Below are 24,827 nucleotides of genomic sequence, written 5' to 3'. Positions count from 1 at the left end.
TCGAGCATGGGTGCGCTACCGTCGACGCCATGACCCACTCGCATTCCCGCTCCCATGGACACGACCATGACCACGACCACTTGGCGTCGGCGCTCGACCTCGATGCCGAACTCCTCGGCAGCTACATCGACGACGCGGCCACCGTGATCACCCGACATCTCGGACGGGCACCGCAACGGATCGTCGACCTCGGCGCAGGAACCGGCACCGGCACCGAGGCCCTCGCCCGCCGGTTCGGTGCAACCCACCTCATCGCGGTCGACAGCTCCGCGGAGATGATCACTCGCGTCGGCGAACGGGCCCGCGCCGGCGGATTCGAGTCGCGAACCACCACCGTGGTGGCCGACCTCGACGACGGTCTGCCACCGCTGCACTCCCCCGACGTCATCTGGGCCGCGTTGTCGCTGCACCATGTCGCCGACCCCGCGGCTCTCCTGCGCGAGGCCGCGTCCGCGCTCGCTCCGGGCGGCGTCGTCGCGATCGTCGAGATGGACGGCCTCCCTCGCTTCGCGCCCGATGCCGACTCGGCCCTGGGCACGCTCGAGGACCGCTGCCACCAGGCCGCGGCCGGTGCCGGATGGGAGGCGCTCGCCGACTGGACCGAAACCCTCGGCGAGGCAGGCTTCGACGTCGTCCACCGCGACACGATCCGCATCGCACGCACCGGCCCCAACGAGACCATCGCCCGGTACGCGGTCCACTGGTTCGGTCAGTTCCGGCACCGGCTGGCCGAGGTGCTCGCGGATTCCGACCTGGCACTTCTCGATTCCCTCATCGACCCCGATGACCCCGCGTCGCTGCATCGGCGCGCCGACCTCACCCTCACCGCCGGACGCCGGCTGTGGATAGCGCGGCCGGCCGGCGATCACGACGTCGCCATCATCGGCGGGGGCTCCGCGGGGTTGAGCGCCGCGACCACACTGGCCCGTTCCCTGCGTTCCGTCGTCGTCATCGACAGTGGTGATCCGCGCAACGCACCGGCCGAGGGTGCACACAACGTGCTGGGTCAGGAGGGCATCTCCCCGCTAGAGCTGCTGTCCAGGGGACGCGACGAGGTCCGCGGCTATGGCGGAGAGGTCCGCTCCGACACCGTCGTCGACGCCCGCCCGGACGGCGATCGGTTCATCCTCTCGCTGGCATCCGGCGGAACGGTGCGGGCGCGACGCCTCCTGCTGGCGACGGGCCTCGTCGACGAGTTGCCCGAGATCCCGGGCGTCGCCGAACTCTGGGGGCGCGACGCGCTGCACTGTCCGTACTGCCACGGCTACGAGGCTCGCGGTTCACGGGTCGTGGTGCTCGCGACGAGCCCGATGTCCGCCCACCAGGCATTGCTGTTCACACAGCTCAGCGACGACGTCACCCTCGTCGCGCAGGCTCCGGATGCCATCGGCGACGAGGACCGCACGAACCTGGCCGCCGCCGGGGTGTCGATCATCGACGACACCGTCAAGCGGCTTCGCACCCGGGACGACGCCGGTACAGCTCGCCTCGACGGCGTCGAACTGTCCGACGGCACGGTCCTGAAGGCGGACGCCGTCGTCGTCGCACCGAGATTCGCGGTGCGCGGCGACCTCTACGAACGACTCGGCGGCACGCTGTCGCAAACCCCGATGGGCGAGGTCATCGAGACCGGACCGATGGGCGCGACCGCGATCCCCGGCGTCTGGGCGGCGGGTAACAACACCACACTCAACGCGGTGGTGACCGTCGCGATGGGCGAAGGGGTGTCGGCCGGTGCGGCGATCAACGCCGATCTGGTGATGGCCGACGTGCTACGCGGGAAAGCCGTCGAGCACGGCCGCTGACGACGACAGGCCCAGCCGGGTGGCGCCCGCCGCGATGAGTTCGGCGGCGAACTCGGCCGTCCGGATGCCACCGCTCGCCTTCACCCCGACGCGGTCGCCGACCGCGGCGCGCATGAGGCGAACCGCCTCGACGCTCGCGCCGCCCGCGGGATGGAAACCGGTCGAGGTCTTCACCATTCCCGCGCCGGCCTGCTCGGCACGGCGGCACACCTCGGTCACCGTGTCGGGACCGGCGAGCTGCAGGAGCGCCGCGGACTCGATGATCACCTTGAGCAGCGTCGAATCCCCGACCGCCTCGCGCACGGTCAGGACGTCGGCGAACACCTCGTCGAACCGGCCGTCGACCGCCGCGCCGACATCGATCACCATGTCGACCTCATGCGCCCCGGAGTCCACCGCCAGCCGGGCCTCGGCGGCCTTGACCAGCGAGTGGTGCTTACCCGAGGGAAAGCCGGCGACCACGCAGGTCCGCTGCTCACCGGTGTCGATCGGGAGCATCGACGGCGACAGGCACACCGCGAACACGCCGAGACGGGCGGCTTCGGCGACGGTGGCCTCCGCGTCCGCGCGGGTGGCCTCGGGCTTGAGAAGTGTGTGGTCGATGATGGCGGCGACGTCGCTACGCCGCAGGTCCGTGTTCGTCACATCGACGAGCTTGGCACACTGTGGGTCGTGACAAGCGGACAGCTGACCCCCACCGACCAGACCGAGCATCGCTATGTGCTGACGCTCGGCTGCCCCGACCGCACGGGCATCGTCGCCCGCATCTCGACCTTCCTGACCGATGTCGGGGGCTGGATCACCGAGGCCGCGTACCACTCCGACGACGACACCGGCTGGTTCTTCACCCGGCAGGCCATCCGCGCCGACGAGGTGTCGTTCACCGCCGACGAACTCCGCGCGCGCTTCGCCGAAGAGGTCGCCTCCGAACTCGGCCCCGAGACCGAGTGGCGCCTCACCGACACCCGTGACACCAAGTCCGTCGTGCTGCTGGTGAGCAAGGAAACCCACTGCCTCATCGACCTCCTCGGTCGTGCGCATCGAGGCGAGCTGCCGGCGACCATCCGGGCCGTCGTCGGCAACCACCCCCAACTCGAAGAGCTGGCAACGCGTTTCGAGATCCCGTTCCACCATGTCCCGTTCGGTGAGCGCAAGGCCGATGCCTTTGCCGAACTCGCCCGGATCGTCGACAGCTACCAGCCCGACGCCGTGGTCCTCGCACGGTTCATGCAGATCCTGCCCCCGAAACTGTGCGAAGCGTGGGCCGGCCGTGCGATCAACATTCACCACAGCTTCCTGCCGAGCTTCATCGGAGCCCGCCCGTACCACCAGGCATTCGCCCGGGGCGTCAAGCTGGTCGGTGCGACGTGCCACTACGTCACCGCCGAACTCGACGCCGGACCGATCATCGAACAGGACGTGATCCGAGTCGATCACAGCGACTCGGTGACCGACATGGTGCGTCAGGGCCGCGACATCGAGACGCTGGTCCTGTCCCGCGGCCTGCGCTGGCACCTCGAGGACCGCGTCCTCGTTCACGGCCGGAAGACCGTGATCTTCAACTAGTTCGGAACTTCGACTAGTTCAGGGCCCGCTCGTAGAACGACCACGAGCGGTGCAGCTGGTCCTGCCAGTAGCCCCAGGAGTGGGTGCCGGTGGGCGGCAGGTCGACCGTCGCCGGGATGTTCAACTGCTGCAGCCGGTTCACCAGCTGCAGGGTGCAGGTCATGGTGCCGCCCTCGATGGCGCCACCGACCAGGATCTGATCGGCGAGGGTGTCGGTCTTCTTCACGTACGCCGGGTTGTCGTACTGCCCGGGCAGGCCGGTCGCATTGGAGATGTACAGCTTGGTGCCACGCAGCTTGTGGGCGTTGATGACCGGATCGTGCTTACGCCAGCCGGGTCCGTTGTACGGGCCCCACATGTTCCTGGCGTCGCCGCCGCCGCGGACCTCGACGACCAGCCGGATGCTGTTCTGGCCGAACGGGTCGGCGGTGGTCGGGCAGCCGCTGTAGGAACCGACTGCCTCGTAAAGACCCGGATGCTCGATCGCGAGGTTCAGGACCGAGGTTCCCGACGAGGAGATGCCACCGATCGCGTTGCGCCCGGAGGTGTTGAAGTTCGCGTCGAAGACCGGAGGCAGTTCCTTGCCCAGGAACGTCGACCACTTGTGGACGCCGAGCTCGGGGTCGGGCTTCTCCCAGTCGGTGTAGTAGCTGAACTGCCCCTGGTTGGGGATGACGACGTAGAGGTTCTTGTTCTTGGTGAACTCGACGATGTCGGTCTTCGCCAGCCAGTTGGCGCCGTCCTCGCCGCCGCCCGCGCCGTTGAGGAGATAGAGGACCCCACGTGGCTTGGACTCGTCGGCCGGCTTGATCACCGTCAGCGGGATGTCTTTGTTCATCGCATCGGAATGCACGACGATGTCGGTGACCCGTTCGGTGGGCGAACCCGCGGTCACGAGACTCGGCGCCGCGGCTGCCATGCCGGCGGTGCCGGTGGCCGACAGCGTGAGCCCGATGCCCAGAGCGACCGCGATCGCGGCGCCGCACCTGCGCAGACGCTGGTTCATGCATTCCTCCTCGTCGAGTCCCCGACAGGCCCCGGGGCGGGCATGGGTCTTGTCAGATGGACCGTATCGTGTCGGGCTGCCGGGCGGACACGCACCGCGGATCATTCAACCGCCCGGACTCCCCGCTGACGACTGTTCGGCCCCGCTCGACACGAATCGCCTCACAGCCGGGGCCGTGAGGCGATTCGAAAAGACTGGTCGGACTACTCCGGCGTGTCGGAACCGCTCTCGAGCGAGCCGGTGAACACACCGAGGATCGCTTCGGTGATCGCGTCGGTGACGGCACCTTCGATTGCATCGCCAATTCCAAAGCTCATGGGAACTCCTTCGTTCGTGGGGGAAAGATTCGATGTGAGCGCCTGCTCCCACCTGTGCGGCGGCTCGAGACAGAGATTACATATCCGTCTCGACAATGTCTCCATTATTCCCGGGGACTTGTCACGAATACTTCTTTCGCCATCGACCGATGTCACAAAAGTCCAGCTCACACCACTGCGTTAATACGAACAATGGAATTCAGTGGGACGATCGTCCATCAAACCCGCGAAAACAATGGCCATTAGCAACGTTGATGCAACGTTTCGGTGGCGTATCGACTCAAAATCGCGCCAAACCTCCGTCACCGTAACTTTCCGATCGGTAGGTTTCGATTCCATACTCCATCGGTAAGTGGGTCAAGCGCTTGTTCAAATGGGACGAATACGCCAATGCGTTTCACGAAACGGATTGTTATGCACGCAAAAGGACCCTGACCTGTGGCGATTCATTCGGCACGCGATGCCGAATCGACGCCGCATCGTCGCGCATAGACCCCGCCGGCGCTGATCAGCTCATCGTGCGTTCCCGATTCGACGATCCTCCCCTCCTCGAGAACGACAATCTGGTCCGCGAGCGCGGCCGTGGCCATCCGGTGGGTGATCAGCAGCGTCGTCGTGTCGGCGCGCAGACGTTGCAGCGCCCGCTGCACGAGCAGCTCGGTGCGGGGGTCGGCGGCGCTGGTCGCCTCGTCGAGGATGAGGATGCGGGGCGATGCCGCGATGGCCCGAGCTACGGTGACGAGCTGTTTCTCCCCCGCGCTGAGGTTCTCCGATTCCTGGCCGATGACGGTGTCGATGCCCTGGGGCAGCGTCGCGACGATCTGGTCGAGATGTCCGTCGTGGACCGCACGGTCCACCGCGTCGTCGTCGGACATCCCGTAGGCGATGTTCTCGCGGACGGTCCCGGTGAACAGCCATGGCTCCTGGGTCACGACCGCCATTCCGTCGCGCACCCGTTGCGGGCCGAGGTCGACGGCATCGTCACCGTCGATGGTGATCGAACCGCCGGTCGGACGGTAGAAGCCCTGCAGCAGGTTGGTGATGGTCGTCTTGCCCGCGCCGGTCGAGCCGACGATCGCCGTCGTCGTACCCGGCTCCATCCGGAAACTCACGGAGCCGAGCACCGGCATGCTCTCCTCGTAGGCGAAGGCGACGTCGTCGAACACGATCTCCGGCGGTCGACGATGACGCCCAGCCTGGTCCGGCCCCACCTCGCCGGTCTCCGACGCGCCGTCCTCCGGCTCGTCGAGCACCTCGCGCACCTTGCCCGCCGACACCGTGCCCGACTGCACCTTGGTCACGAAACCAGCGAGTTCACGTACCGCCGAGGACAGCTGCTGGGCGAAGATCACGGCCACCTGGGCGGCACCGAGACTCAGGGTTCCGTCGACGACCATGAGGCCGCCGAGGACCGCCAGGGTCAGGAACACCACGGCGTTGATCGCAGTGAGGACCGGCGCGAGTGTGCCGGCGGCCCACTGGGAGGAACGCGTCGAACCGAAGAGCTTCTCGTTGAGGGCGTCGAACCGACGCCGGGCGATGGGTTCGGCGTTGTACGCCTGCAGCATGCGGCGCGTGCTCAGCTCTTCCTCGAGGTGCCCGGTGAGGGCGGCCGTGGTGGTCCACCGGGTCTCGAGGAACGGTCGTGCCCGCCGCGCGATGACGACCGACACCGCTGCCGACACCGGCGCGGCGACAAGCGCGACGGTCGCCAACAGCGGCGAGACGACGAACAGCACGACGGTGACCACGAAAAGGGTCAGCACGTTGGTGGGCACGGTGACCAGCACCGGAGCGATCACGGTGGCGGCATTGTCGGTGTGCGCGGTGAGCTTGCTGACGAGCACGCCACGGTTGTTCGACTCGAAGTAGCGCAGCGGGAGCCGATGGACCTTGTCCTCGATGCGCGCGCGCAACCCCGCCACCGACCGCTGCACCGCGATGGTCAACATCTGCCCCTGCGTGAACGCGAGGCAGGCGACCGCCACATAGATCGCCGCCTGCACGCCGAGCACTGTCCAGAGTCGCCGCCAGTCCATGCCTTCCGCGCCCATCGTCCCGTCGACGATCACGTTCGTGACCACACCGAACAGGATCGGTCCGACGACCGCGCCCAGCGACGCCACGATCGCGCACAGCGAGATCGCGACGGCGCGACCCCGACTCAGGTGGAGTTGCCGCATCAGCCATCGCAGTGAACCGTCGCGCCGGTTCGTATCAGGCATCGGTCACCGCCTGGGCGTAGGCGATCTCGCGGTAGATCTCACTGTCGGTGCGCAGGGTCTCGTCGGTGCCGACGGCGACGAGACGGCCGTCCTCCAGCACGCCGATGGCGTCGGCATGCCGGACCGACGAGACCCGCTGGGCCGCGATCAGCACCGTTGCCTCCGGGTGGGCTCGTCGCAGATTGGCGATGACCTCGCGCTCGGTGTCGACGTCGAGGGCGCTGAAGGGATCGTCGAGCACGTACAGCGCGGGACGTCGGAGGACGGCGCGGGCCAGCGCCAGGCGCTGTCGCTGGCCTCCCGAGAAGTTGCGGCCCTCCTGCGCGACGCGAGCGTCGAGCCCCTCGGGCCGCGCCTCGACGAAGTCACGGGCCGCGGCCACCTCGAGCGCTTTCCACAGTTGTTCGTCCGTGGCGTCGGGACGACCGATCCGCAGGTTGTCGGCGATCGTGCCGGTCACCAGCGTTGCACCCTGCCCGACGAACGCGGTCCGCGCACGTACCCACGCCGGCGCCAGGCCGGTCACGTCCGTGCCATCCCACCGGACGACGCCCGAGTCGGGGTCGGCGAAGCGCAACGGCAACGACAGCAATGTCGACTTCCCGCTGCCGGTACCGCCGAGGAGTCCGGTGACCGTGCCGGCGGCGCATGTCAGCGAGATCGCGTCGACCGCGGGCGCGTCGGCGCCGGGAAAGCCGACGGAGACGGCGTCGAAGACCACCGCGGGTGCGGACGACGTCACCCCGGCCTCGGCGTCGCCGGAATCGAGCACCTCGGTGACGAGGACCTCGGCGATGCGGTCCGCGCTGGTGACCGCGCGCGGGATGACGCCGGCGATGACGGTCAGCAATGACACGGCGAGCAGGATCTGGCCGAGGTATCCGACCGCCGCCGCGATCTGGCCGATCTGCATCTGGCCGCGGTCCACGAAGATCGCGCCCAGGGCGGCCACCGCGACCCCGGCGAGATTGGACACCACGGTCACGGTCGGGAGGAGCAGTACCTGAGTCCGTCCCAGCCGCAAGGCGACGTCGGTGAGTTCGTCGTTCTCCACCGCGAACCGCGCGCGCTCGCGGGCCTCCTGCCGGAACGTCCTGATCACGGGTATGCCGCGCAACTGTTCGCGCAGCACGCGATTGATGGTGTCGAGCCGACGCTGCAGGCGCGCGGCCCACGGGACGATGCGCCGCACGAGCACCCCGACCAGCGCGACGAGGACCAGCCCGGCCACGAAGATCACCGGGGCCATCTGCCACGCCTGCGACAGGGAGAGCACCAGCGCACCGAACAGCATGAGCGGCGCGGTCACGACGACCGTGAGGAAGATGAACAGGAAGCCCTGGATCTGTCCCACGTCGCCGGTGGATCTGGTCAGCAGGCTGGACAGGCCCAGCCGGGCGACCTGCTGGTCGGTGAACATGCCGATCCGGCTGTTGACCCGGCCGCGCAGATCGCGGGCGGAGCTCGCCGACAGATGCGAGGCGAGGTAGGTGGCACCGAGCGAGACCGCGAGGTTGACCACGGCCACCGCGACCATCAGCAGCCCCACGACCTTGATGGTCCCCACGTCGCCGCGCAGGATTCCGTCGTCGATGATCGCGGCGTTCAGCGCCGGCTGGGCCAGCGACGTGAACACGCTGGCCAGTTGGAAGACGACGAATCCCGCGACCACCCACGGTGACGCCCTCAGCGCGGTGCCGACGAGGCCGACGAGCGCTCGCACCTGACCTCTGTTCAACGACGGTGGGACGGGCATCGGGCGAGACCACTCCGAACTACGACGGCGGAACAGGAAGAAATCGGCGTCGGATATCGTCGCCGATCCATTGCTGCCTCACATACCGGAAAGGTCGCCAGGCGGTTGTGAAGTCTACATATCGACGTCTCGCCCACCGCCCCAACGCGGCGGAGGAACACCTCACCGTTTCGCCGATGTGCTGATATGTAGCGGTGACGCAAGGCATCCAGGCAGCCCGAAACGGCTCTCGCCCGCTGACGGAGTCCGATCGGGAAAGTGCACTCGACCTGCTCGAGAACGGTCTGCGTGAAACCCCGATGTATCAGTGGCTACTCGGTGACGATGCACCTACCGAGGCCTATCGGTGGTACGGCGAAGTCCTCGTCGCCGAGAATTTCCACGGACTCCGAGGTGTATTCGACGGGACCGGCACCCTGATCGCGCTGATCGCACTCTCTTATCCGACCCGTCCGGCCGGAGGTGTCGACGACGAACTCATGGCACGAATTCGTCATTTCGTCGGAGCACTCGACGGATTCGCCGATCGATTCACCGAATTGCGTCGGACTCAGAAAGACGCCGTGACCGACGGTCGCGCGATCGAGATCCTCTTCGCGCTCGTGCATCCCGGACATCGACGCGGCGGCACGCTGGCCGGCCTCCTCGACGAGGTGATCGAGATGGGACGCCGGGATGATCTACCGGTGGTCGCCGGGACCGCCGACGCCACCATGTCGGAGGTCTACGTCCGCCGATGGGACGCGCCGGTCCGCGGCGAGTTCACGCTCACCGGCGGGCCGACGGTGTGGATTCACCGCATCGACCCGCCCGGAGAACGCCGATAGCCGAGCGACCATCGATCAGACCGAGCAACTCGATTGTTCGTTCCCGGTCATCTCGTTGGTCAGCTGGACGTCCGAGCCGCTGATCGCGAACTCGAGACCCGTGTCGGTGACCTTCAGCTGATCGACCCGGACCTCGTCGAAGAACGGCCCGAGCGCCGAGGTGGTGACCTGGTCGACGATCTGCTGTGCGAAGTCCGGCGGGATGCCGAACACCAGCGCGCTGGCCTTGACGACCTCGAAGTCGACCCGGCCGTCGGTGAGGACGGGCTTGATCGTCGCCGACACCGGAACCGCGAAGAACATCACCGGAAAGGCCGCCTGCACCTCGAAGGTGCCGTCGGCCGCATTGCCGGTGATCTCCTCGACCGAGCCGACCGGGCTCGCGCCGTTGCCGGTGCTCTGGCCGCCGGCACCGGCGGGAGCGCTTTCCTTGCTGAGTTCGACGATCCGCTCGTAGGGGATGAAGCCGTCGCCGTTGAGGGTGCGGATGTCGGTGCTGCTGCTGTTCCCGGAGATGCCGTCGGCCCGCATGTGCAGACGCACACCGTCGGCATCGGCACCGTCCTTGGTGTCGACCTGGACGTACGGAACGTCGCCACTGCCCTGCAGGATGATCGGCTTGCGGCTCAGCGACACCGAGGTGGGCACGCCGGTGAGACCGCTGAACGACTCCTCGAGGCAGTTCGTCACCTTGTTGCGCAGATAGAGCTCGCTGCCGACCGCGCCGATGACCACGAGCAGCAGCACGGCGATGGCGCTCAGCGCCACGATCTTCTTGGTGCTGCGGCTCTTTCGCGGCGAGGTCAGCACCGGACCGCTGCCCGGCGTCGCCAGGGGTGCGCTCGAGTCGTCGTGGTAGGGCGTCTCCCCGGGCGCGAACTGCGCGGTGCCCGGCCGGCCGGGCCCGCCGCTCAGGTCGGAGGTGTCGGCCTCCGAGGGCGGCACGTTCGAATACGCCTGCGCCCCGGGCGCGATCGGAGTCGTGGGGAACTGTTCGGTCTCCCCCGACTCGGGAACGTCTGTACCGGTGGAGGGCTCGACTGGCTCAGCGGACCTGGTGGGGTCGGCGTCCTCCACCGGACGCCAGTCGTCGCCGGTGGATTCGGTGTGATCGGTGGGTCCTGCGGATTCGGTGGGATCGTGCGACTCACCCTGGTCTCGGGGGCCACCACCGGGAATTTTGCTGTCGCTCATGGATTCCGTCCTCGGTCGTCGGACTCTCGAAGCCGTTCGCCGGTGGGTGCGACCTTGCTGGACACCGCACCGCCGGCAGGCAGCTCTCGCTCGTTGGCGAGGACCGCCAGTTGTTTACGAGCCTTCTCGACCAGTGCCAGGTCGAGGTCGTGGACATCGACACCGACCCTCTCCGGGTACGCGGCGACCACGGTACCGAAGGGGTCTGTGATTTGGCTGTGTCCGATCCCGGTCGGGGCCCCCGACCCGGCGACCGCCTCATCCGGGGGAAGTGCCTGCCCCACGGCGACGACGAACGTCGTCGAATCCAGTGCCCTGGCCGTCGCGAGCACCTTCCACTGATGGATCTTGCCAGGCCCGGCACCCCAGGACGTCGGCACGACGACGATCTGCGCGCCACGTCGGGCGAGGTTCGTGAACAGTGCGGGGAACCTGATGTCGTAACAGGTGGCCACCCCCACGGTGACCCCGTCGACCTCGAAGGTCAGCGGTTCCGAACCGGCCGCGACGGTCTTGGACTCCTGAAACCCGAAGGCGTCGTACAGGTGCAGTTTGTCGTATCCCTGACGCGACCCGTCGGGGTGTGCGACGAGCACCGTGTTGAACACGCGGCCGTCGTCCGACGGGGTGAACATCCCGGCCACCACGGTCACGCCGGCCGACGCCGCCACCTCCGACACCGCCCTCGCCCACGGCCCGTCGAGATCCTCCGCCACCGGCTTCAACGGAACGCCGAACCGGCACATGGTCGCCTCCGGGAACACGACCAGGCGCGCCCCGCGCGATGCGGCGTCCTGCGTCGCCGCGCGTAGGGTCACCAGGTTCTCGCTCGGATCGTCGGTCGAACTGATCTGAGCCATCGCCACACGCATAGCCGCCACAGTAGTGCCCGCGGTCTAGGGGGCGACGGCTTCCCACGGGACAGTCAGCACGTTGTCCGACATCCGACGGCGGGTGACGACACAGTCGACGCCGCGTTCGCGCAGCAGGTCCTGGGCGTGACGCCAGCGGACGCGTGGCCCGTACGGCGCCAGCGGGGCGGCGATGTCCCAGCACTGGTCGGCGAGGGTCAGCAGGTCGTGGATCTTCTCGCCCGGCACATTGCGATGGATGAGCGCCTTCGGCAGTCGTTCGGCGAGATCGGATGGGCGCTCGGAGTGTTCGGGAGCCCAGCAGAGCGTCAGGCTGACCGGCCCCGCGACGTCGAGCAGCACCCACGTACAGCGTCGGCCGATCTCGTCGCAGGTGCCCTCGACGATCACCCCGCCCGGCGACAGAGCCGCACGCAGCCGCGACCACGCGGCGTCGACCTCGGTCTCGTCGTACTGCCGCAGGACGTTGAAGGCGCGCACCACCCGGGGACGCAGGCCCGCCATCTCGAAGCCGCCGACCGCGAACCGCACACCGTCGCGCGGGTCGACGACGCGGGCCGGGTCGATCTCGAGTCCCACCATCTCCAGGTCGGGGGCTACGCGGCGGAGCCGGCCGGCCATCTCGACGGTGGTGTCGGGGCGTGCGCCGTAGCCGAGGTCGACGACCAGCGGACGGGCGACATCGAGGGCCGCGATCACGGCCGGTTCATGAGCCATCCACCGATCCACCCGACGGAGACGGTTGATGTTGGTCGTTCCGCGCGTCACCCGGCCGATCGGACTGTTCGACGGCCGTCGCCCGGACTGCTGTCCGGGGGTGCGACTCACAAGTTCTTGTCGATCCAGTCCTTGGCGTACTCGGCCTCGGCCCGGAACAGATCGACCAGGTTGATGAGGATCATCTGCTCGAGCTTGCCGTTGACGAACGGGACGAAGACCTTCGCCTCACTGGTCCGGCGGATCGTGCAGCCGTCGTCGGTGGGGAACAGTTCCTGCCAGCCGTTGAGGCTGCCCGGACCCGCGGGGATCGACGCGTTGTAGGTGCCCTTGGTGTGGTCCGGGTCGAACGGACCGAGGGTCTCCTCACGCGTGATGACCATGTCCTTCATCATCACCGTCTGCGCGAGCGGGGGCAGCTGGTCGCGACCGATCGTCTGCCTGAGGACGACCTTGACCCCGTTCTCGTCGGAGGTGAAGGAGGCGACCTCGCAGTGCGGCGAGATCATCTGGAATCCCGCCATCATGTCGTCCCAGTACTGCTTGATGCTGTGCGCTTGGTAGAGCTTCTCCGCAGGGTGGGTGTAGCGAGCGGAGTAGCTGAGCCGTCGTGCCATGACGACCAGGCTACGTCAGCGGATTTCCCGACTCCCAATCGACGGTGTGCCCACACTCGTGATCGAGCAGGCCGACCAGCTCGCTGACCACGGCCTTCTCGATCTTCCCACCGAACATCGGCAGGTTCACCGACACCTCGGCGGAGCAGTCACTGGTCGCCGGATCGCCGGCGGTGGTGATGGTCCCGTACACGTTCACCGGCACCGGGGCGCCCTCGACCGTGGCGTGGATCTCACCCTCGATCCGGTCTCCGACCAGCCGAAATGTGTTCTTCCGCGGAATCCGGAGGTCGCCGGGCATGATCTTGGTGACCGCCGACGGGAGCTTCTCCGAGGGGATGCCCTGACTCATCTCGACGGACACGGTGTCGCCCGCGATGTTCACCTTCTCGACGTGGCCGTGACCGGAGTTCATCCGCTCCACCAGATCGTGCCAGTACTGCTCAGTGGTGTAGAGCGCCCAGAGCCGTTCGGTGGAGAACGGGTAGGACACCGAGTGCTGCAGCTTGCTCGCCATGAGGAGAACGCTACCGTTCGCCGGTTACCGTTGAACGCGTGACCGACACGCAGACGCCGCTGAGCGCGCCCCTCGCCGAGCTGACCACCCTGCGTCTGGGCGGCCCGGCCCGCGAGATCGTGCGCTGCCCGGACACGCGCAGCATCGTCGAGACCATCCAGGAGCTCGACGAACGGTCCGAACCCGTGCTGGTGATCGGCGGCGGGTCCAACCTCGTCATCGGCGACGCCGGCTTCGACGGCACCGCCGTCGTGCTGGCGAGCAGCCGCATCGAGTTCGGCTCGGGCCGCGAGTCGGGTCGTCCGCATGTCGTCGCCGACGCCGGCGTGGGCTGGGACGACCTGGTCGCCGCGACCGTGGAGGCGGGTTTCGGAGGGTTGGAGTGCCTGTCGGGGATTCCGGGCGCGGCCGGTGCGACGCCGGTGCAGAACGTCGGGGCCTACGGAGTCGAGGTCGCCGACATCCTGCGGTCGGTCCAGGTCCTCGACCGCCGGTCGGGCACCCTGCGGTGGGTCTCCCCCGCCGAGCTCGGACTCGGCTACCGCACCAGCAATCTGAAGCACCGCAACGATTTCGTGGTGGTCGCGGTGTCCTTCTGGCTCAACGACGATCGCGCGAGCCAGCCGATCCGGTACCGCGAGCTGGCCACGACGGTCGGTGTCGAGCCCGGCGACCGCGTCGACGCCGTCACCGCCCGCGAGGCGGTGCTCGGACTGCGTCGCGGCAAGGGCATGGTCCTCGACCCCGACGACTTCGACACCTGGAGTGCCGGTTCGTTCTTCACCAACCCGATCGTCGACGGCGAGGACGCCCCCGCGGTCCTGGAACGCATCGCGGCGAGGGTCGGCGACGACGTGGCGATCCCGTCCTACCCGGCCGGCCCGCAGCCGAACACGGGCGACTCCCCGAACGCCGACGCCCCCACCGCGATCAAACTGTCGGCGGGGTGGCTCATCGAACGGGCCGGCTTCGGACGCGGCTACCCGTCCGCCGACGCCCCGGTCCGCTTGTCCACGAAACACACTCTGGCGCTGACCAATCGGGGTGCGGCTACCACCGAACAGCTGCTGACGCTCGCGCGCGAGGTCCGCGACGGCGTTCTCGACACCTTCGGCGTCACCCTGCGACCCGAGCCGGTCTTCGTCAACTGCGCGCTGTGACGCCGGGTCGGATGTCGCGACTCAGCTGACCCGCTGCTCGGCTCGCGAGACCTCGGCCACCAGGTCGTCGAGCATTTCGTTGAACCGCTCCGCGGCCTCGATGCTCGTCATGTGGCCGACGCCTTGGTAGACGACCAGATCACGCAGCGAACCATTGCGCCGCAACACCTCTGCCATCTGTTCGGCATGAGTGCGCGGGGTCAGCCGGTCCTCGGTGCCGACGACCACGGTCGTGGGCACCGACAGCGCGGCCAGCCCCGGCGTGACGTCGAGTTTGCCCATCGCCGAACCCCAGCCGGCCCGTGCGCGCGGGGGGCAGGCTCCGATCATCTCGTCGACGAAGTCGACGTGCGCCTTGCGCGCGTGGGGTCCCAGTGCGATGTAATGCGAGATGCGAACGCCGTAGGGAGTCTTGGGGATCGGCACCGGCATCGAGGTGAACGCCTTGGCCACCACGGGCGCGAACGGCCGCGCATACGCGGGCAGATCAACCGGGACGAGGGTGTGGTTCTCCAGGACGCCCTTCGCTGCGGTCGAGACGAGCACCACGGCCGAGACCCGCGAGCCGACCTTCTCCGGGTACTGCCCCGCCCACGACATGATGGTCATCCCGCCCATGCTGTGCCCCACCAGGATTGCGCGCCGGCCGGCGGGCACGGCTGCCTCGAGCACAGCGTCGAGATCCTGTCCGAGCATCGCGATGGTCGGACGCCGGAGGCCTCGCTCACTGAGTCCGTGACCACGCTGGTCGTAGACGACCACGCGTCGGCGACCGCCCTCGGAGGAGGCGAGGTGATTGATCTGCGGATACCAATACGCGGTGTTGCAGGTCCAACCGTGAACCATGACGATGACGTCACCGTCGTCGTCCGCTGCGTCGTCGGAGCCGTAGATCTCGACATTGAGGACGGTCCCGTCGGAACTGCGGACCGGCAGCCGGTGCGGCGCCGAGTCGGGCGCGGTGAGCAGGTCGTCGGGACCGTCGTCGACCGCGAGTTCGGCGCGCAGCGCACTTCGGGCGATACCGGCGAGCACGGTGCCCACGCCGACCCCGACCACGCCCGCACCGATCACGGTCGCGATTCCCCCGACGTTCACCAACGACCTCTTGTTCACCGGCACTCCTCCAGCCTCGGACGGGTCGTCCGCAAGGGAGACCCGAGGGGGGCGCCGCGTTCAGCGCCCCGTGTCGGTGTTCAATGTACCAATATCCGTTGTCTCATAGCCGGGGTCAGGCTGGTCACCGGACGAATTCGGCGTCGTGGAGTCAGGTTCGTCATCCCCGGTGGTGGCATCGAAGTAGGTCGCCGCCCGCCCGATCGCCTGGGAGATCTGCTCGTCGAGGGCCCGGCGGAACGTTGTCTCGACGATCTCGTGCGCCATCGGACGAACCGTCTGGATCAGGTCAGCCATCTCGCTCACGCCGGCCTCGCCCAGGTCGGGAAGGTTCTCGTCGAAATACTTGTCGGTGATGATCGACACGAAGCTCGACGCCACGTCCTCGAGATCGTCCTGGACACGAACCCACCGGTCGAGGAGGAACTCCAGGTCGACACCGGCCTTCACCAGGACCTCGGCACCCTCGAGGAGCTCGGGGTTGCGGATCGCATAGTGCGTGCCGTCCTTGGCCAGCAGACCCAGCTTCTGACTGAGCGCGATGGACCTGTCCGACGCGTTGAGCGTCTTCTTCAGCTCGGCGATGGTGATCGTCGCGGCGCGCTTGAAGTTGCGGAATCGACCGCCCTTCGGCGACCCGCGCAGGATCTGTTCGACGCGCATGCCGTGGTGGGCGGCGTGCAGCAACTCGCTGATCGTCGCGAACGTGTACCCGCGTTCGAGCATGCGGGAGATGAGGTTCAGGCGGACCAGGTGCTGGTCGGAATACCAGCCCGCACGGCCGCGGATGGTGGGTGGCGGAAGCAGTCCGCGGTCCTGGTAGACCCGGATGTTGCGAACGCTGACCCCCGACGCCTCGGCGAGGTCGTTGATCCGATACTCCGCCACGATGCCTCAGGCCTTTTTGCTGAACCAGGACTTGCCCTGGATGTCGTCCACACGTTTGCGCACGTCGACCAGGTACACGAGCATCGCGACCACGCCGATGATGCCCAGGAAGCTCACCGCGCCGAAGAACCAGATGAACAGCGACGCGGCGGCCAGGATCGCAACCCAGATCACCTTGCTCTGCCGGTCGACCGCCGGGAAGGCATCGGGCCGCTGAATGGCCGCGTGGATCAACGCGACGACCGCCGCGATCCCCGCGACCACAGTCAGGACCAACATGATCAGACTCTGCCCGTAGGCCAACACGCTGAAGACGTCCACGCCGAACACTCTAGTCCCGTGCGCCCCGATTGCCGCAGCAGCCCACGACGCCACGCGCGGGCGGAACGTGCGCCGAGGGATCAGTCGGCGCGGGGAGTGGCCTTCTTGGCAGCAGTTTTCTTGGCGGGAGCCTTCTTCGCGGCCGTCTTCTTCGCTGCGGTCGTCTTCTTCGCCGCGGTCGCCTTGTTCGCCGCTGCGGCCTTCTTCGCCGCGGGTGTCTTCTTCGCAGCCGCCTTGGTCGGTGTGGCCTTCGTCGCCTTGGCGGGGGTGGTCTTGCGGGCCGGGGCCTTCTTGGCCGCGGCGCGTTCGGCGGCGCCCTTCACCGCGGCGGCCTTCTTCGCCGGCGCCTTCTTCGCGGGAGCCTTCTTGGCCGGGGTCGTCTTGGCGGGGGCCTTCTTCGTTGCCGCCTTCTCGGCCGGTGCCTTCTTCGCGGGTGCCTTGTCCGCGGCAGCCTTCGCGGGAGGGGTCGCCTTGGCGGGGGCCTTCTTCGCCGGAGCCGGCGCCGCAGCGACCGCCCGCACCGGAGCGTCGGCGCTGGCGTCGCGGATCGTGCCGTCGGGTCCGCTGCCGTCGGCCAGCCCGGCCAGGCGCAGCGCCCGCTCACCAACCGCGCGAGTCTGCTCGGAGATCGTCCCCAGCGCCTCCTCGGTGAGACCGACCGCGTCGCTGTAGACCTTCTCGAGCTTCGGCAGGTTCTCCCCGACGACCGGCTGCGACAAGAGCTTCCCGACGGCCTCGTCACGCCGTTCCGACAGGGACGTCAGCAGCCCGGCCGCGACGGCGAGATAGGCCTCGGCGACCTTGCGGAGCTCCTCCGGGGAGAACCGGGCGCGCAATTCCTCGATCTCGCTGGGCAATTCGACCGGAAGCGTCGACAGCTTCGACTTCGCCTCCTCGAAGAGCGCCAACGCGGTCGCGAGCGCCTCGTCGATCCTCGCCTGCGCGTCATCCCGGGAACCCGTGATCTTCGCCTGCGTCGAGCCGACGGTCTCGACCAACTTCGACTGGGTGGTCTCGACAGTCTCGGCGAGCTTGGACTGGGCCTGTTCGCTCGCCGCCTCCCCGCGCTCCCGGACCTCGGCCAGCAAGGCGGCCACCTGTCCCACGGCTGTCGTCAACGGGTTCTCGCTCATTCAGCTCTCCTGCCTCAGTTCTCTCGGAACTCGTCTTTCTCGGAACCAGTCGAGGAGATCGCGTTCTCCTTGCGGAAGGACTCGTAGATCTCCAGCAACATCTGTTTCTGACGCTCGTTGATCGAGTCATCTGCGATAAGAGCATCACGGACCGGGCTCGCGGGGCGTTCTTCGAGAATTCCTGCGCGCACGTACAACACTTCCGCAGACACCCGTAGGCCCTTGGCGATCTGGGCGAGGACGCCCGCGGAGGGTTTCCGGAGGCCTCGCTCAATCTGACTGAGGTACGGATTGCTGACCCCGGCACGTTCGGAGAGCTGCCGGAGCGAGACCTTTGCGGCCACTCGCTGGGACCGGATGAAAGCACCGATGTCCTGCGCCGCGTTCGCCACCGCGTCCTGCGCGGCCGTCGCGACGGCCTCCACGGCCTCGACCGCCATCGCCGTCGTGCCGTCGCCGTCGTCGGACGCATGATCCGCGGAGTCGACGGACTCGGCCTCGCCGTTCACGACGGCGTCGACGGAAGCCTCGTCCTTGTCGCGCTTCATCACGCTCCGTTCCAGGGGTGGATCATCTCTACCGAGTATCGACGTCGCTGCTAGCACGTGCAAGCACACAGCTAATCCGGGCGTCGGATCGTGGGCGGATCACTGGGATTCGACGTCAGTGGAAGATCAGCACCGACGTCGTGTGGATGACCAGGCCGGCGAGCGCACCGACCACGGTGCCGTTGATCCGGATGAACTGCAGATCGCGTCCCACCTGCAGTTCGATCTTGCGGCTGGTGTCGTCGGCGTCCCAACCGCGCACGGTCTCGGTGATGACCGAGATGATCTCCTGCGAGTAGTTCGCGGCGATGTGGTGCGCGACCCGCGCGACCCAGCCGTTCATCTTCTCCTGCAGCGGACGGTCGTCGCGAATCCTGGTGGCGAGCTGGATGATCGAGTCCGACAGGGTGTTCCGCAGCGTGCTGTTGGGGTCGTCGAGCATCTGCTCGATGACGGCCTTGCCGGTCTTCCAGGCGGTCGACGCCGCGCCGGTGACCTCGTCGCGACCCACCAGTTCCATCTTGATCGCCTCGAACTTCTCGATCATCTCGGGATCGTTCTGCAGGTCGTCGGCGAACTTCTCCACGAATTCGTGCATGGCCCGGCGCAATTCGTGGTCGGGGTCGGAGCGCACCTTGTAGGTGAACTCGACGAGCTCCCGGTGGATCTTGTCGCCGACGAGTGTGTTGACGAACTTCGGCGTCCACTGCGGGCCGTCGCGGTCGACGAGGCGGTCGATGAGGTCCTGGCTGCCGATCGCCCATTCGTGCGCGCGATCGCACAGCATCTGGAAGACCGGTTCGAGGCGGTCCTCGGCGATGAGCTGTTCCAGGATGCGGCCCGTCGGGGGTGCCCACTGGGGTTCGGCGACCCACTTCAGTGCGGCCTGGATGAGCTGTTCGACGTCCTCGTCGCGGAGCATCTCCGACGCGAGCTGGATCGCGCGCGCCGCTTCGCCGGAGATCCGCGGCGCGTTGCGCGGATCGGCGACCCACGTCGACAACCGTCGCGGCAGATCGATCTGCTGTGCGCGGTAGACGACGACCTCGGGCGTCATGAAGTTCTCTTCGATGAAGCCGCCCAGCTGGTCGCCGATGTCGTCCTTCTTCTTGCGGATCAGGGCGGTGTGCGGGATCGGGATACCCAGCGGATGCCGGAAGAGAGCCGTCACCGCGAACCAGTCGGCCAGCGCGCCGACCATGCCGGCCTCGGATGCGGCCTGCACATAGCCGACCCACGCGGCGACGTCGGCGCCGTCGCGGTGCTCGAGGTAGCGGGTGAAGAGGTAGACCACCGCCGCGAAGACCAGGAAGCCGGTCGCGACCGCCTTCATCCTGCGGAGATCCCTGCGTCGGCCGGCATCCCCGGCGCTGTCCCCTCCGAATCCAGGGGCGGACGGCGCATCGGGCTTGCCCTCGGGCTGCCCGGCGACTCCTTCGATCACTCTCGATGCCATGGCACCAGTGTCACCCATCAACCGACTACGCTGGCGTCGTGATGGCCAACCGCCCCAATCCCGCAGCTGCTGCGCGTGCAGCGATGGCGGCTGCGGCCAACGTGACGCGCGGCCTCGAACAGGTTCTGACCACGGTCACCGAGACCGGCGCCAAACCGGACGGCCGCAAGCAGCGTTGGGAGAAGCACAAGCTCGCCCGACGCACCGAGCTGACCGACGGCGTCATCACCGCGGTCCGCGAGCTCGGCGCCGACGTCGGGATGGACGAGATCGCCGCCCACATCGGTGTCTCCAAGACCGTTCTCTACCGGTACTTCACCGACAAGAGCGACCTCGGGGTCGCGACCACCGTGCGCTTCTTCGAGAACACGATCTGGCCGCGACTGACGGAGGCGCTCTCCGACGACGTCGACGAGTACACGCTCACCCACACGATCATCGGTGTGTACGTCCACGCGGTCGACGACGAACCCAACCTGTACCGCTTCGCACTCGCCAGCTCGCCGACCTCGTCGCCGGCTCCCGCCGACTCGGTACGCCTGGTGTCGCAGCTGGTCATGAGCAGCATCGTGATGCGCATGACCGAGCGCGGCGCGGACACCACCGGCGCCGAGCTGTGGTCGCACGCTCTCGTCGGCGGTATCCAGCACGTCGTCGACTGGTGGATGACCAGCCGCACGCTCGACGCCGACCAGGTCGTCGACTACCTGACGATGATGGTGTGGAGCGCGGTCGTGGGCGTCGCCGCCGTCGACGGCTCGCGCGAGGCCTTCCTCGCCTCTCCCCCGCCGCTGACCGAACCCGCACGCGAGGCGCCGTCCGACGCGACAGGCGGCTCATGAGCCGGGTCGCGCTGGTGACCGGCGGTAGCCGGGGCGTCGGCCAGGGCGTCGCCCGTTCGCTCGTCGACGACGGCTGGACCACCTACGTCACCTCACGTCACGGCACCGGACCGGAGGGCGCCATCGCCCTTGCGTGCGACCACACCGACGACGCCGCGGTGGCCGCGGTGTTCGACGAGATCGCCTCTTCCAGTGGGCAACTCGACCTCCTCGTCAACAACGCGTGGGCGGCACCGAAGGGATTCGGCGGGTTCTCGGACCCGTTCTGGAAGCGCCCGGTCGACGACTGGGACACCCTGATCGGCGTGGGTCTGCGTGCCCACTACGTGGCCTCGGTGCATGCGGCGCAGCTGATGACCGAGGCCGGTCGGGGTCTGATCACGAACATCTCGTCGTTCGGTTCCCGCGGCCATCTGCATTCGGTGCTGTACGGGATGAGCAAGACGGCGCTGGACAAGATGGCCGCGGACATGGCCGTCGAGCTGAAGGGCACCGGGGTCAGCGCGATCTCGTTGTGGCTGGGCCTGATCCGCACCGAGCTACTGCTGTCGCTCGGCATCGACGAGTTCGCCGGTTTCTCGCTGCAACGAGCCGAGGACCCGGAGTTCGTGGGTCGCGTGATCTCCCGCCTCGCGCAGGACCCCGACCTCGCCGCGCACAGCGGCCACACCCTCGTCACCGCCGAACTGGGCGCCCGCTACGGGATCGTCAACAACGATGGCACACCACCGGATTCGCATCGCGGCGCATTCGGCGGCGGGCCGCTGTTCCCGCCGGCGATCGAGACCGATCAAGCAGTGGAGTCACGAAAGGACGAGTCATGAGGAACGGTTGGTCCATTCCCGCCGCCGGAGCCCTCCGCGCAGGTGCGGTCGGGCCGATCGCCTCCTTCGACCCCGGATCGACGCCCGGGTTCGACGGTGACAAGATCTCCGGCGCAGAGCTTCTCGTGAAACGCGGCGAGGAGCTGGCCGGCCTCCAGGAGTTGCTGTACGCCAACGGCCGTGCCGGCGACCACCGGTCGGTACTGCTGGTCCTGCAGGGCATGGACACCGCGGGCAAGGGCGGCATCGTCCGGCACGTGGGCGGTCTCCTCGACCCACAGGGGTTGTCCATCAAGGGATTCGGGAAGCCGACGCCGGAGGAGTTGCAGCACGACTTCCTGTGGCGCATCAACAAGGCGCTCCCGCCCGCCGGCCGGATCGGGATCTTCGACCGGTCGCACTACGAGGACGTCCTGCCCGTACGGGTACACAACCTCGTCCCGAAGTCGGAGTGGGAGAAGCGCTACGATCTCATCAACCAGTTCGAGTCCGAACTGGTCGCCAACGGCACCACGATCATCAAGTGCTGCCTGGTGGTGTCCAAGGACGAGCAGAAGGCACGTCTCGCCGAACGTCTCGACCGTCCGGACAAGTACTGGAAGTTCAACCCGGGTGACATCGACGAGCGCGCCCACTGGGACGCCTACCTCGAGGCCTACCAGGACGTTTTCGACCTGACCGACAAGGACTCGGCACCCTGGTTCGTGATCCCCGCGAACCGGAAGTGGTTCGCCCGCCTCGCTGTCTGCGAGCTGCTCACCACCGCACTCGCCGGCCTCGATCTCGACTGGCCGAAAGCGGATTTCGACGTCGAGGCCGAGAAGAAGCGGCTCGCCGCCAGCGACTGAACGTCGCGAAAAGAGCCACTCCCGCGTGAGCGCTTCGTCGCCGCGGGAGGAGTTCCTTTGCGCGGGCGCCAGCCGATAAGCGGGAGGGCAGGGGTACGGCGGGAGGGAAACGGACACGCGGCGGGAAGGCGATGAGATCGGTGGGAGCCGAAATGCGTTTCGGTGCGTCAAAGAAGGATGATGGCCTTCCCAATCGATCAGTACGGTCTCGTCAGGAGAGCCGCAGCGCTCGACGCCGCGATCTCCGACAACGAGCTCGCGGCCGCCGTCCGCCGCCGCGAACTCATACGTCTCGTGCCAGGCGTGTTCGTACCGGCATCGACACAGTTCGTCGGACATGAGGGCGCCCAACGGTTACACCGGTTCAAAGCGATCGCGGTTGCGACCAACTGCGACGCCGGTGCGCAGGCAATGCCGCTGAGTCATGCGTCGGCTGCCGCCGTCCACGGACTCCCACTCCTCAAACCGGACATCGAGTCCGTGCACGTCGTGAACGGGAAGAAGTCGGGTGGATTCATCCAGGGGCACCGCCACGTCCACGCAGCACCATTCGGTGACGACGACATCGTCGAGGTCGACGGCATGCTGGTCACGACCCTCGAACGCACCGCGGTCGATGTCGCAACGAGCGGCACTTTCGCCCAGTCGCTGGCCGCATTCGATCAGGCCCTGCGTACCGGCGCGAACGCCGAAAAGCTCGCACATACCCTGGCGGATCGTCGACGCCGAGGTGTCCGCACCGCCCGACGGGCGTTGCGACTCGCCGACCCCCTGTCCGAGAACGTGGCCGAATCCTGGAGTCGCGCGCAGATGATCGAGGCGGGGTTGCCGATACCGAGACTCGAGCACGAGTTCCGCGGCCGTCGCGGCACCTACTATTCGGACTTCGACTGGGACGAGCGGCTCATCGGCGAGTTCGACGGGATGGTCAAGTACGGCCGGCTGCGCAAACCCGGAACCACCGTCGAAGATGCCGTGATGCGGGAGAAGCGTCGTGAGGATGACCTGCGCGCTCTCGGTGCCATCGTCGTCCGATGGACGTGGACGGATCTCGAGAAGGGTGCGGTGGTGGGGATGCTTCGTCCGTGGCTGGAAAGTCTGAAGCTGCTGTCGTCGAGGACCATTCCCGCGTGACTGTTTCCTTGCCGCCGGCCCGATTCCCTCGCGCTTATCGGCTGGCGCCCGCGGGAGGTAGTCCTCCCCGCGGGAAGGAATCCAGCCCGCGCGGGGGAAACACCCGAGCGCACACACGACGACGCCCCCGCCGGACAGCGGGGGCGTCGTAGTGACTTGCGCGAGTGCTTACTTCGCGGTGGTCGCCTTCTTGGCCGGAGCCTTCTTGGCGGGCGACTTCTTGGCCGGGACCTTCTTCACCGGGGGAACCGACTCGTCCTTGGCCTCGGCGACCTTGTTGGCCGGCGATGCCTGGGCGGTGCGGGCCTTGGCCTCGACAGTGCCTGCGGCGCCGTCGATCTCCTTGGCCGCGTCGTCGGCCTGCTCCTTGATGTCGCCGCCGATCTCTTCGATGGCGACGGCGACGTCCTCGACCTCTTCGCTCACGCGACCGGCCAGCTTGGCGGCGCGCTCACCGACGAGGCGGGTCTGCGAGGACACGACGCCGAGGGCGTCTTCGGTGATGTCGACCGCGTCGTTGTAGACCTTCTCCACACGGGACAGGTTCTCCTGGACGACCGGCTTCTTGCGCAGGCGCTCGAGGGTGGCCTCGCCACGCTCGGCGAGCGTGTTGTAGAAGTCGGTGGCCTTCTCGACGTACGGGTCGGCCAGCTTCTTGAGCTCGTCGGCGGTCAGCTTGCCGCGGAGTTCGTCGATCTCGGTGGGAACTTCCTCGGAGAGCGACTCGATGCGGGTCTTGGCCTCATCGAAGCGGCTCTGAGCCGTCTCGGGCAGGTCGGTGATGAGGGCCTTGGTCTCGGTGTAGCGAGCCTCGAGACGCGTCTGGGCGGCCTCGGTGCGCTCACGGAGCTCGGTGAGCTTCTCGGTGACCTGCGTGAAGGCATAGTCACCGGCGCCGACTGCGGCGTAGAGGGGGGCGTAGTTACGGGTGGTGGTCACGAGTGACTCCTTCTGTTGGCACCAATCGCGCTGCAGCACATGCGGTCTCGCTGATCTCGGCATCATTGCCGGGCGCATGTCGGTTTGTCGTCGGTTCGACCCGATGTCCGGTGTCGCAAGCCGCCATGATCTTCCGGCTCGTCACCGCGCGAGATTAGGGAACCGCGGCGCCATCGGTATTGGTGTTTCCGAAGTCCAG

General features: G+C 67.6%; 24 protein-coding genes. 8 read left to right on the top strand and 16 right to left on the bottom strand.

What is annotated here, in order from left to right:
- Positions 1-29 precede the first annotated feature (29 nt).
- The gene (locus tag PWF70_RS24100) at positions 30-1,805 is read left to right on the top strand and encodes an FAD-dependent oxidoreductase (protein ID WP_316042958.1); all 1,776 of its coding nucleotides are present in this window, start codon (positions 30-32) and stop codon (positions 1,803-1,805) included.
- On the opposite strand, the gene deoC is transcribed toward PWF70_RS24100, so the two are convergent.
- Complete coding sequence (gene deoC / locus PWF70_RS03450; RefSeq protein WP_035752116.1) at positions 1,773-2,519, bottom strand: deoxyribose-phosphate aldolase; 747 nt, start codon at positions 2,517-2,519, stop codon at positions 1,773-1,775. The two genes, PWF70_RS24100 and deoC, sit on opposite strands and share 33 nt — an antisense overlap.
- Here deoC and purU point away from each other — a divergent pair.
- Positions 2,478-3,371 carry a formyltetrahydrofolate deformylase gene (purU, locus tag PWF70_RS03445; RefSeq protein ID WP_035752119.1) on the top strand — a complete coding sequence of 298 codons (894 nt, stop codon included), beginning with the start codon at positions 2,478-2,480 and terminating at the stop codon, positions 3,369-3,371. The two genes, deoC and purU, sit on opposite strands and share 42 nt — an antisense overlap.
- 13 nt (positions 3,372-3,384) lie before the next feature.
- Here the strand turns inward: purU and PWF70_RS03440 are convergent, their stop codons facing one another.
- From PWF70_RS03440 to PWF70_RS03430, 3 genes are all read right to left on the bottom strand, one after another.
- Entirely contained in the window at positions 3,385-4,377 is a 993-nt protein-coding gene (locus tag PWF70_RS03440; protein WP_035752022.1) for an alpha/beta hydrolase, read from the bottom strand.
- Positions 4,378-5,140: 763 nt separating this feature from the next.
- Positions 5,141-6,919, bottom strand: coding sequence for an ABC transporter ATP-binding protein (locus PWF70_RS03435; RefSeq protein ID WP_075862799.1), 1,779 nt, complete (start codon positions 6,917-6,919; stop codon positions 5,141-5,143).
- Positions 6,912-8,675: an ABC transporter ATP-binding protein gene (locus PWF70_RS03430; protein WP_035752024.1), complete on the bottom strand. Its 1,764-nt coding sequence runs from the start codon at positions 8,673-8,675 to the stop codon at positions 6,912-6,914. The genes PWF70_RS03435 and PWF70_RS03430 overlap by 8 nt, the downstream gene beginning before the upstream one ends.
- 194 nt (positions 8,676-8,869) lie before the next feature.
- Between PWF70_RS03430 and PWF70_RS03425 the strand changes: the two genes are divergently transcribed.
- Positions 8,870-9,502 carry a hypothetical protein gene (locus PWF70_RS03425; protein WP_075862800.1) on the top strand — a complete coding sequence of 211 codons (633 nt, stop codon included), beginning with the start codon at positions 8,870-8,872 and terminating at the stop codon, positions 9,500-9,502.
- A 15-nt stretch (positions 9,503-9,517) separates the two neighbouring features.
- Here the strand turns inward: PWF70_RS03425 and PWF70_RS03420 are convergent, their stop codons facing one another.
- The 5 genes from PWF70_RS03420 to PWF70_RS03400 all read right to left on the bottom strand — a co-directional run bounded on the left by PWF70_RS03420 (position 9,518) and on the right by PWF70_RS03400 (position 13,419).
- Entirely contained in the window at positions 9,518-10,696 is a 1,179-nt protein-coding gene (locus PWF70_RS03420) for a hypothetical protein (RefSeq protein WP_035752027.1), read from the bottom strand.
- Positions 10,693-11,568, bottom strand: coding sequence for a carbon-nitrogen hydrolase family protein (locus PWF70_RS03415; protein WP_035752029.1), 876 nt, complete (start codon positions 11,566-11,568; stop codon positions 10,693-10,695). Before PWF70_RS03415 ends, PWF70_RS03420 begins: the two co-directional genes overlap by 4 nt.
- A gap of 24 nt (positions 11,569-11,592) precedes the next feature.
- Positions 11,593-12,285, bottom strand: coding sequence for a class I SAM-dependent methyltransferase (locus tag PWF70_RS03410; RefSeq protein WP_230461890.1), 693 nt, complete (start codon positions 12,283-12,285; stop codon positions 11,593-11,595).
- Positions 12,286-12,392: 107 nt separating this feature from the next.
- Positions 12,393-12,902 (bottom strand): DUF2505 domain-containing protein, encoded by a 510-nt coding sequence (locus tag PWF70_RS03405; protein WP_006358344.1) that lies wholly within the window; start codon positions 12,900-12,902, stop codon positions 12,393-12,395.
- 10 nt (positions 12,903-12,912) lie between these two features.
- Positions 12,913-13,419: a DUF2505 domain-containing protein gene (locus PWF70_RS03400; RefSeq protein ID WP_006358343.1), complete on the bottom strand. Its 507-nt coding sequence runs from the start codon at positions 13,417-13,419 to the stop codon at positions 12,913-12,915.
- Between the two features lie 38 nt (positions 13,420-13,457).
- On the opposite strand from PWF70_RS03400, the gene PWF70_RS03395 reads away from it, so the two are divergent.
- Positions 13,458-14,579 carry a UDP-N-acetylmuramate dehydrogenase gene (locus PWF70_RS03395; RefSeq protein WP_006358342.1) on the top strand — a complete coding sequence of 374 codons (1,122 nt, stop codon included), beginning with the start codon at positions 13,458-13,460 and terminating at the stop codon, positions 14,577-14,579.
- A 21-nt stretch (positions 14,580-14,600) separates the two neighbouring features.
- On the opposite strand, the gene PWF70_RS03390 is transcribed toward PWF70_RS03395, so the two are convergent.
- From PWF70_RS03390 to PWF70_RS03365, 6 genes are all read right to left on the bottom strand, one after another.
- Positions 14,601-15,695, bottom strand: coding sequence for an alpha/beta fold hydrolase (locus tag PWF70_RS03390; protein WP_035752122.1), 1,095 nt, complete (start codon positions 15,693-15,695; stop codon positions 14,601-14,603).
- Positions 15,696-15,755: 60 nt separating this feature from the next.
- Complete coding sequence (locus tag PWF70_RS03385; RefSeq protein WP_006358340.1) at positions 15,756-16,583, bottom strand: MerR family transcriptional regulator; 828 nt, start codon at positions 16,581-16,583, stop codon at positions 15,756-15,758.
- A gap of 6 nt (positions 16,584-16,589) precedes the next feature.
- Positions 16,590-16,913, bottom strand: coding sequence for a DUF2516 family protein (locus PWF70_RS03380; RefSeq protein ID WP_005200278.1), 324 nt, complete (start codon positions 16,911-16,913; stop codon positions 16,590-16,592).
- 71 nt (positions 16,914-16,984) lie between these two features.
- Entirely contained in the window at positions 16,985-18,037 is a 1,053-nt protein-coding gene (locus PWF70_RS03375) for an apolipoprotein A1/A4/E family protein (RefSeq protein ID WP_241549161.1), read from the bottom strand.
- A gap of 14 nt (positions 18,038-18,051) precedes the next feature.
- Entirely contained in the window at positions 18,052-18,585 is a 534-nt protein-coding gene (locus tag PWF70_RS03370) for a helix-turn-helix domain-containing protein (protein ID WP_277629331.1), read from the bottom strand.
- A gap of 115 nt (positions 18,586-18,700) precedes the next feature.
- On the bottom strand, positions 18,701-20,041 hold the full coding sequence (locus PWF70_RS03365) for a DUF445 domain-containing protein (protein ID WP_006358337.1): 1,341 nt from the start codon (positions 20,039-20,041) through the stop codon (positions 18,701-18,703).
- Between the two features lie 41 nt (positions 20,042-20,082).
- Between PWF70_RS03365 and PWF70_RS03360 the strand changes: the two genes are divergently transcribed.
- The 4 genes from PWF70_RS03360 (at position 20,083) to PWF70_RS03345 (ending at position 23,689) form a co-directional block, all read left to right on the top strand.
- Complete coding sequence (locus PWF70_RS03360) at positions 20,083-20,883, top strand: TetR/AcrR family transcriptional regulator (protein ID WP_187346472.1); 801 nt, start codon at positions 20,083-20,085, stop codon at positions 20,881-20,883.
- On the top strand, positions 20,880-21,707 hold the full coding sequence (locus tag PWF70_RS03355; RefSeq protein WP_241549162.1) for an SDR family NAD(P)-dependent oxidoreductase: 828 nt from the start codon (positions 20,880-20,882) through the stop codon (positions 21,705-21,707). The genes PWF70_RS03360 and PWF70_RS03355 overlap by 4 nt, the downstream gene beginning before the upstream one ends.
- Positions 21,704-22,555: a polyphosphate kinase 2 family protein gene (locus tag PWF70_RS03350; RefSeq protein ID WP_006358334.1), complete on the top strand. Its 852-nt coding sequence runs from the start codon at positions 21,704-21,706 to the stop codon at positions 22,553-22,555. The genes PWF70_RS03355 and PWF70_RS03350 overlap by 4 nt, the downstream gene beginning before the upstream one ends.
- Before the next feature lie 180 nt (positions 22,556-22,735).
- Positions 22,736-23,689, top strand: a complete 954-nt coding sequence (locus PWF70_RS03345) for a type IV toxin-antitoxin system AbiEi family antitoxin (RefSeq protein WP_241549269.1) — start codon at positions 22,736-22,738, stop codon at positions 23,687-23,689.
- A gap of 168 nt (positions 23,690-23,857) precedes the next feature.
- Here the strand turns inward: PWF70_RS03345 and PWF70_RS03340 are convergent, their stop codons facing one another.
- Complete coding sequence (locus PWF70_RS03340; protein ID WP_241549163.1) at positions 23,858-24,628, bottom strand: heparin-binding hemagglutinin; 771 nt, start codon at positions 24,626-24,628, stop codon at positions 23,858-23,860.
- Positions 24,629-24,827: the final 199 nt, after the last annotated feature.

The organism is Gordonia sp. Swx-4 (genome assembly GCF_030316175.1).
GTDB classification, from domain to species: Bacteria; Actinomycetota; Actinomycetes; order Mycobacteriales; family Mycobacteriaceae; genus Gordonia; species Gordonia alkanivorans.
The sequence above is the reverse complement of the archived record's forward strand: the minus strand, read 5'-3'. Positions and strand labels throughout refer to the sequence as shown.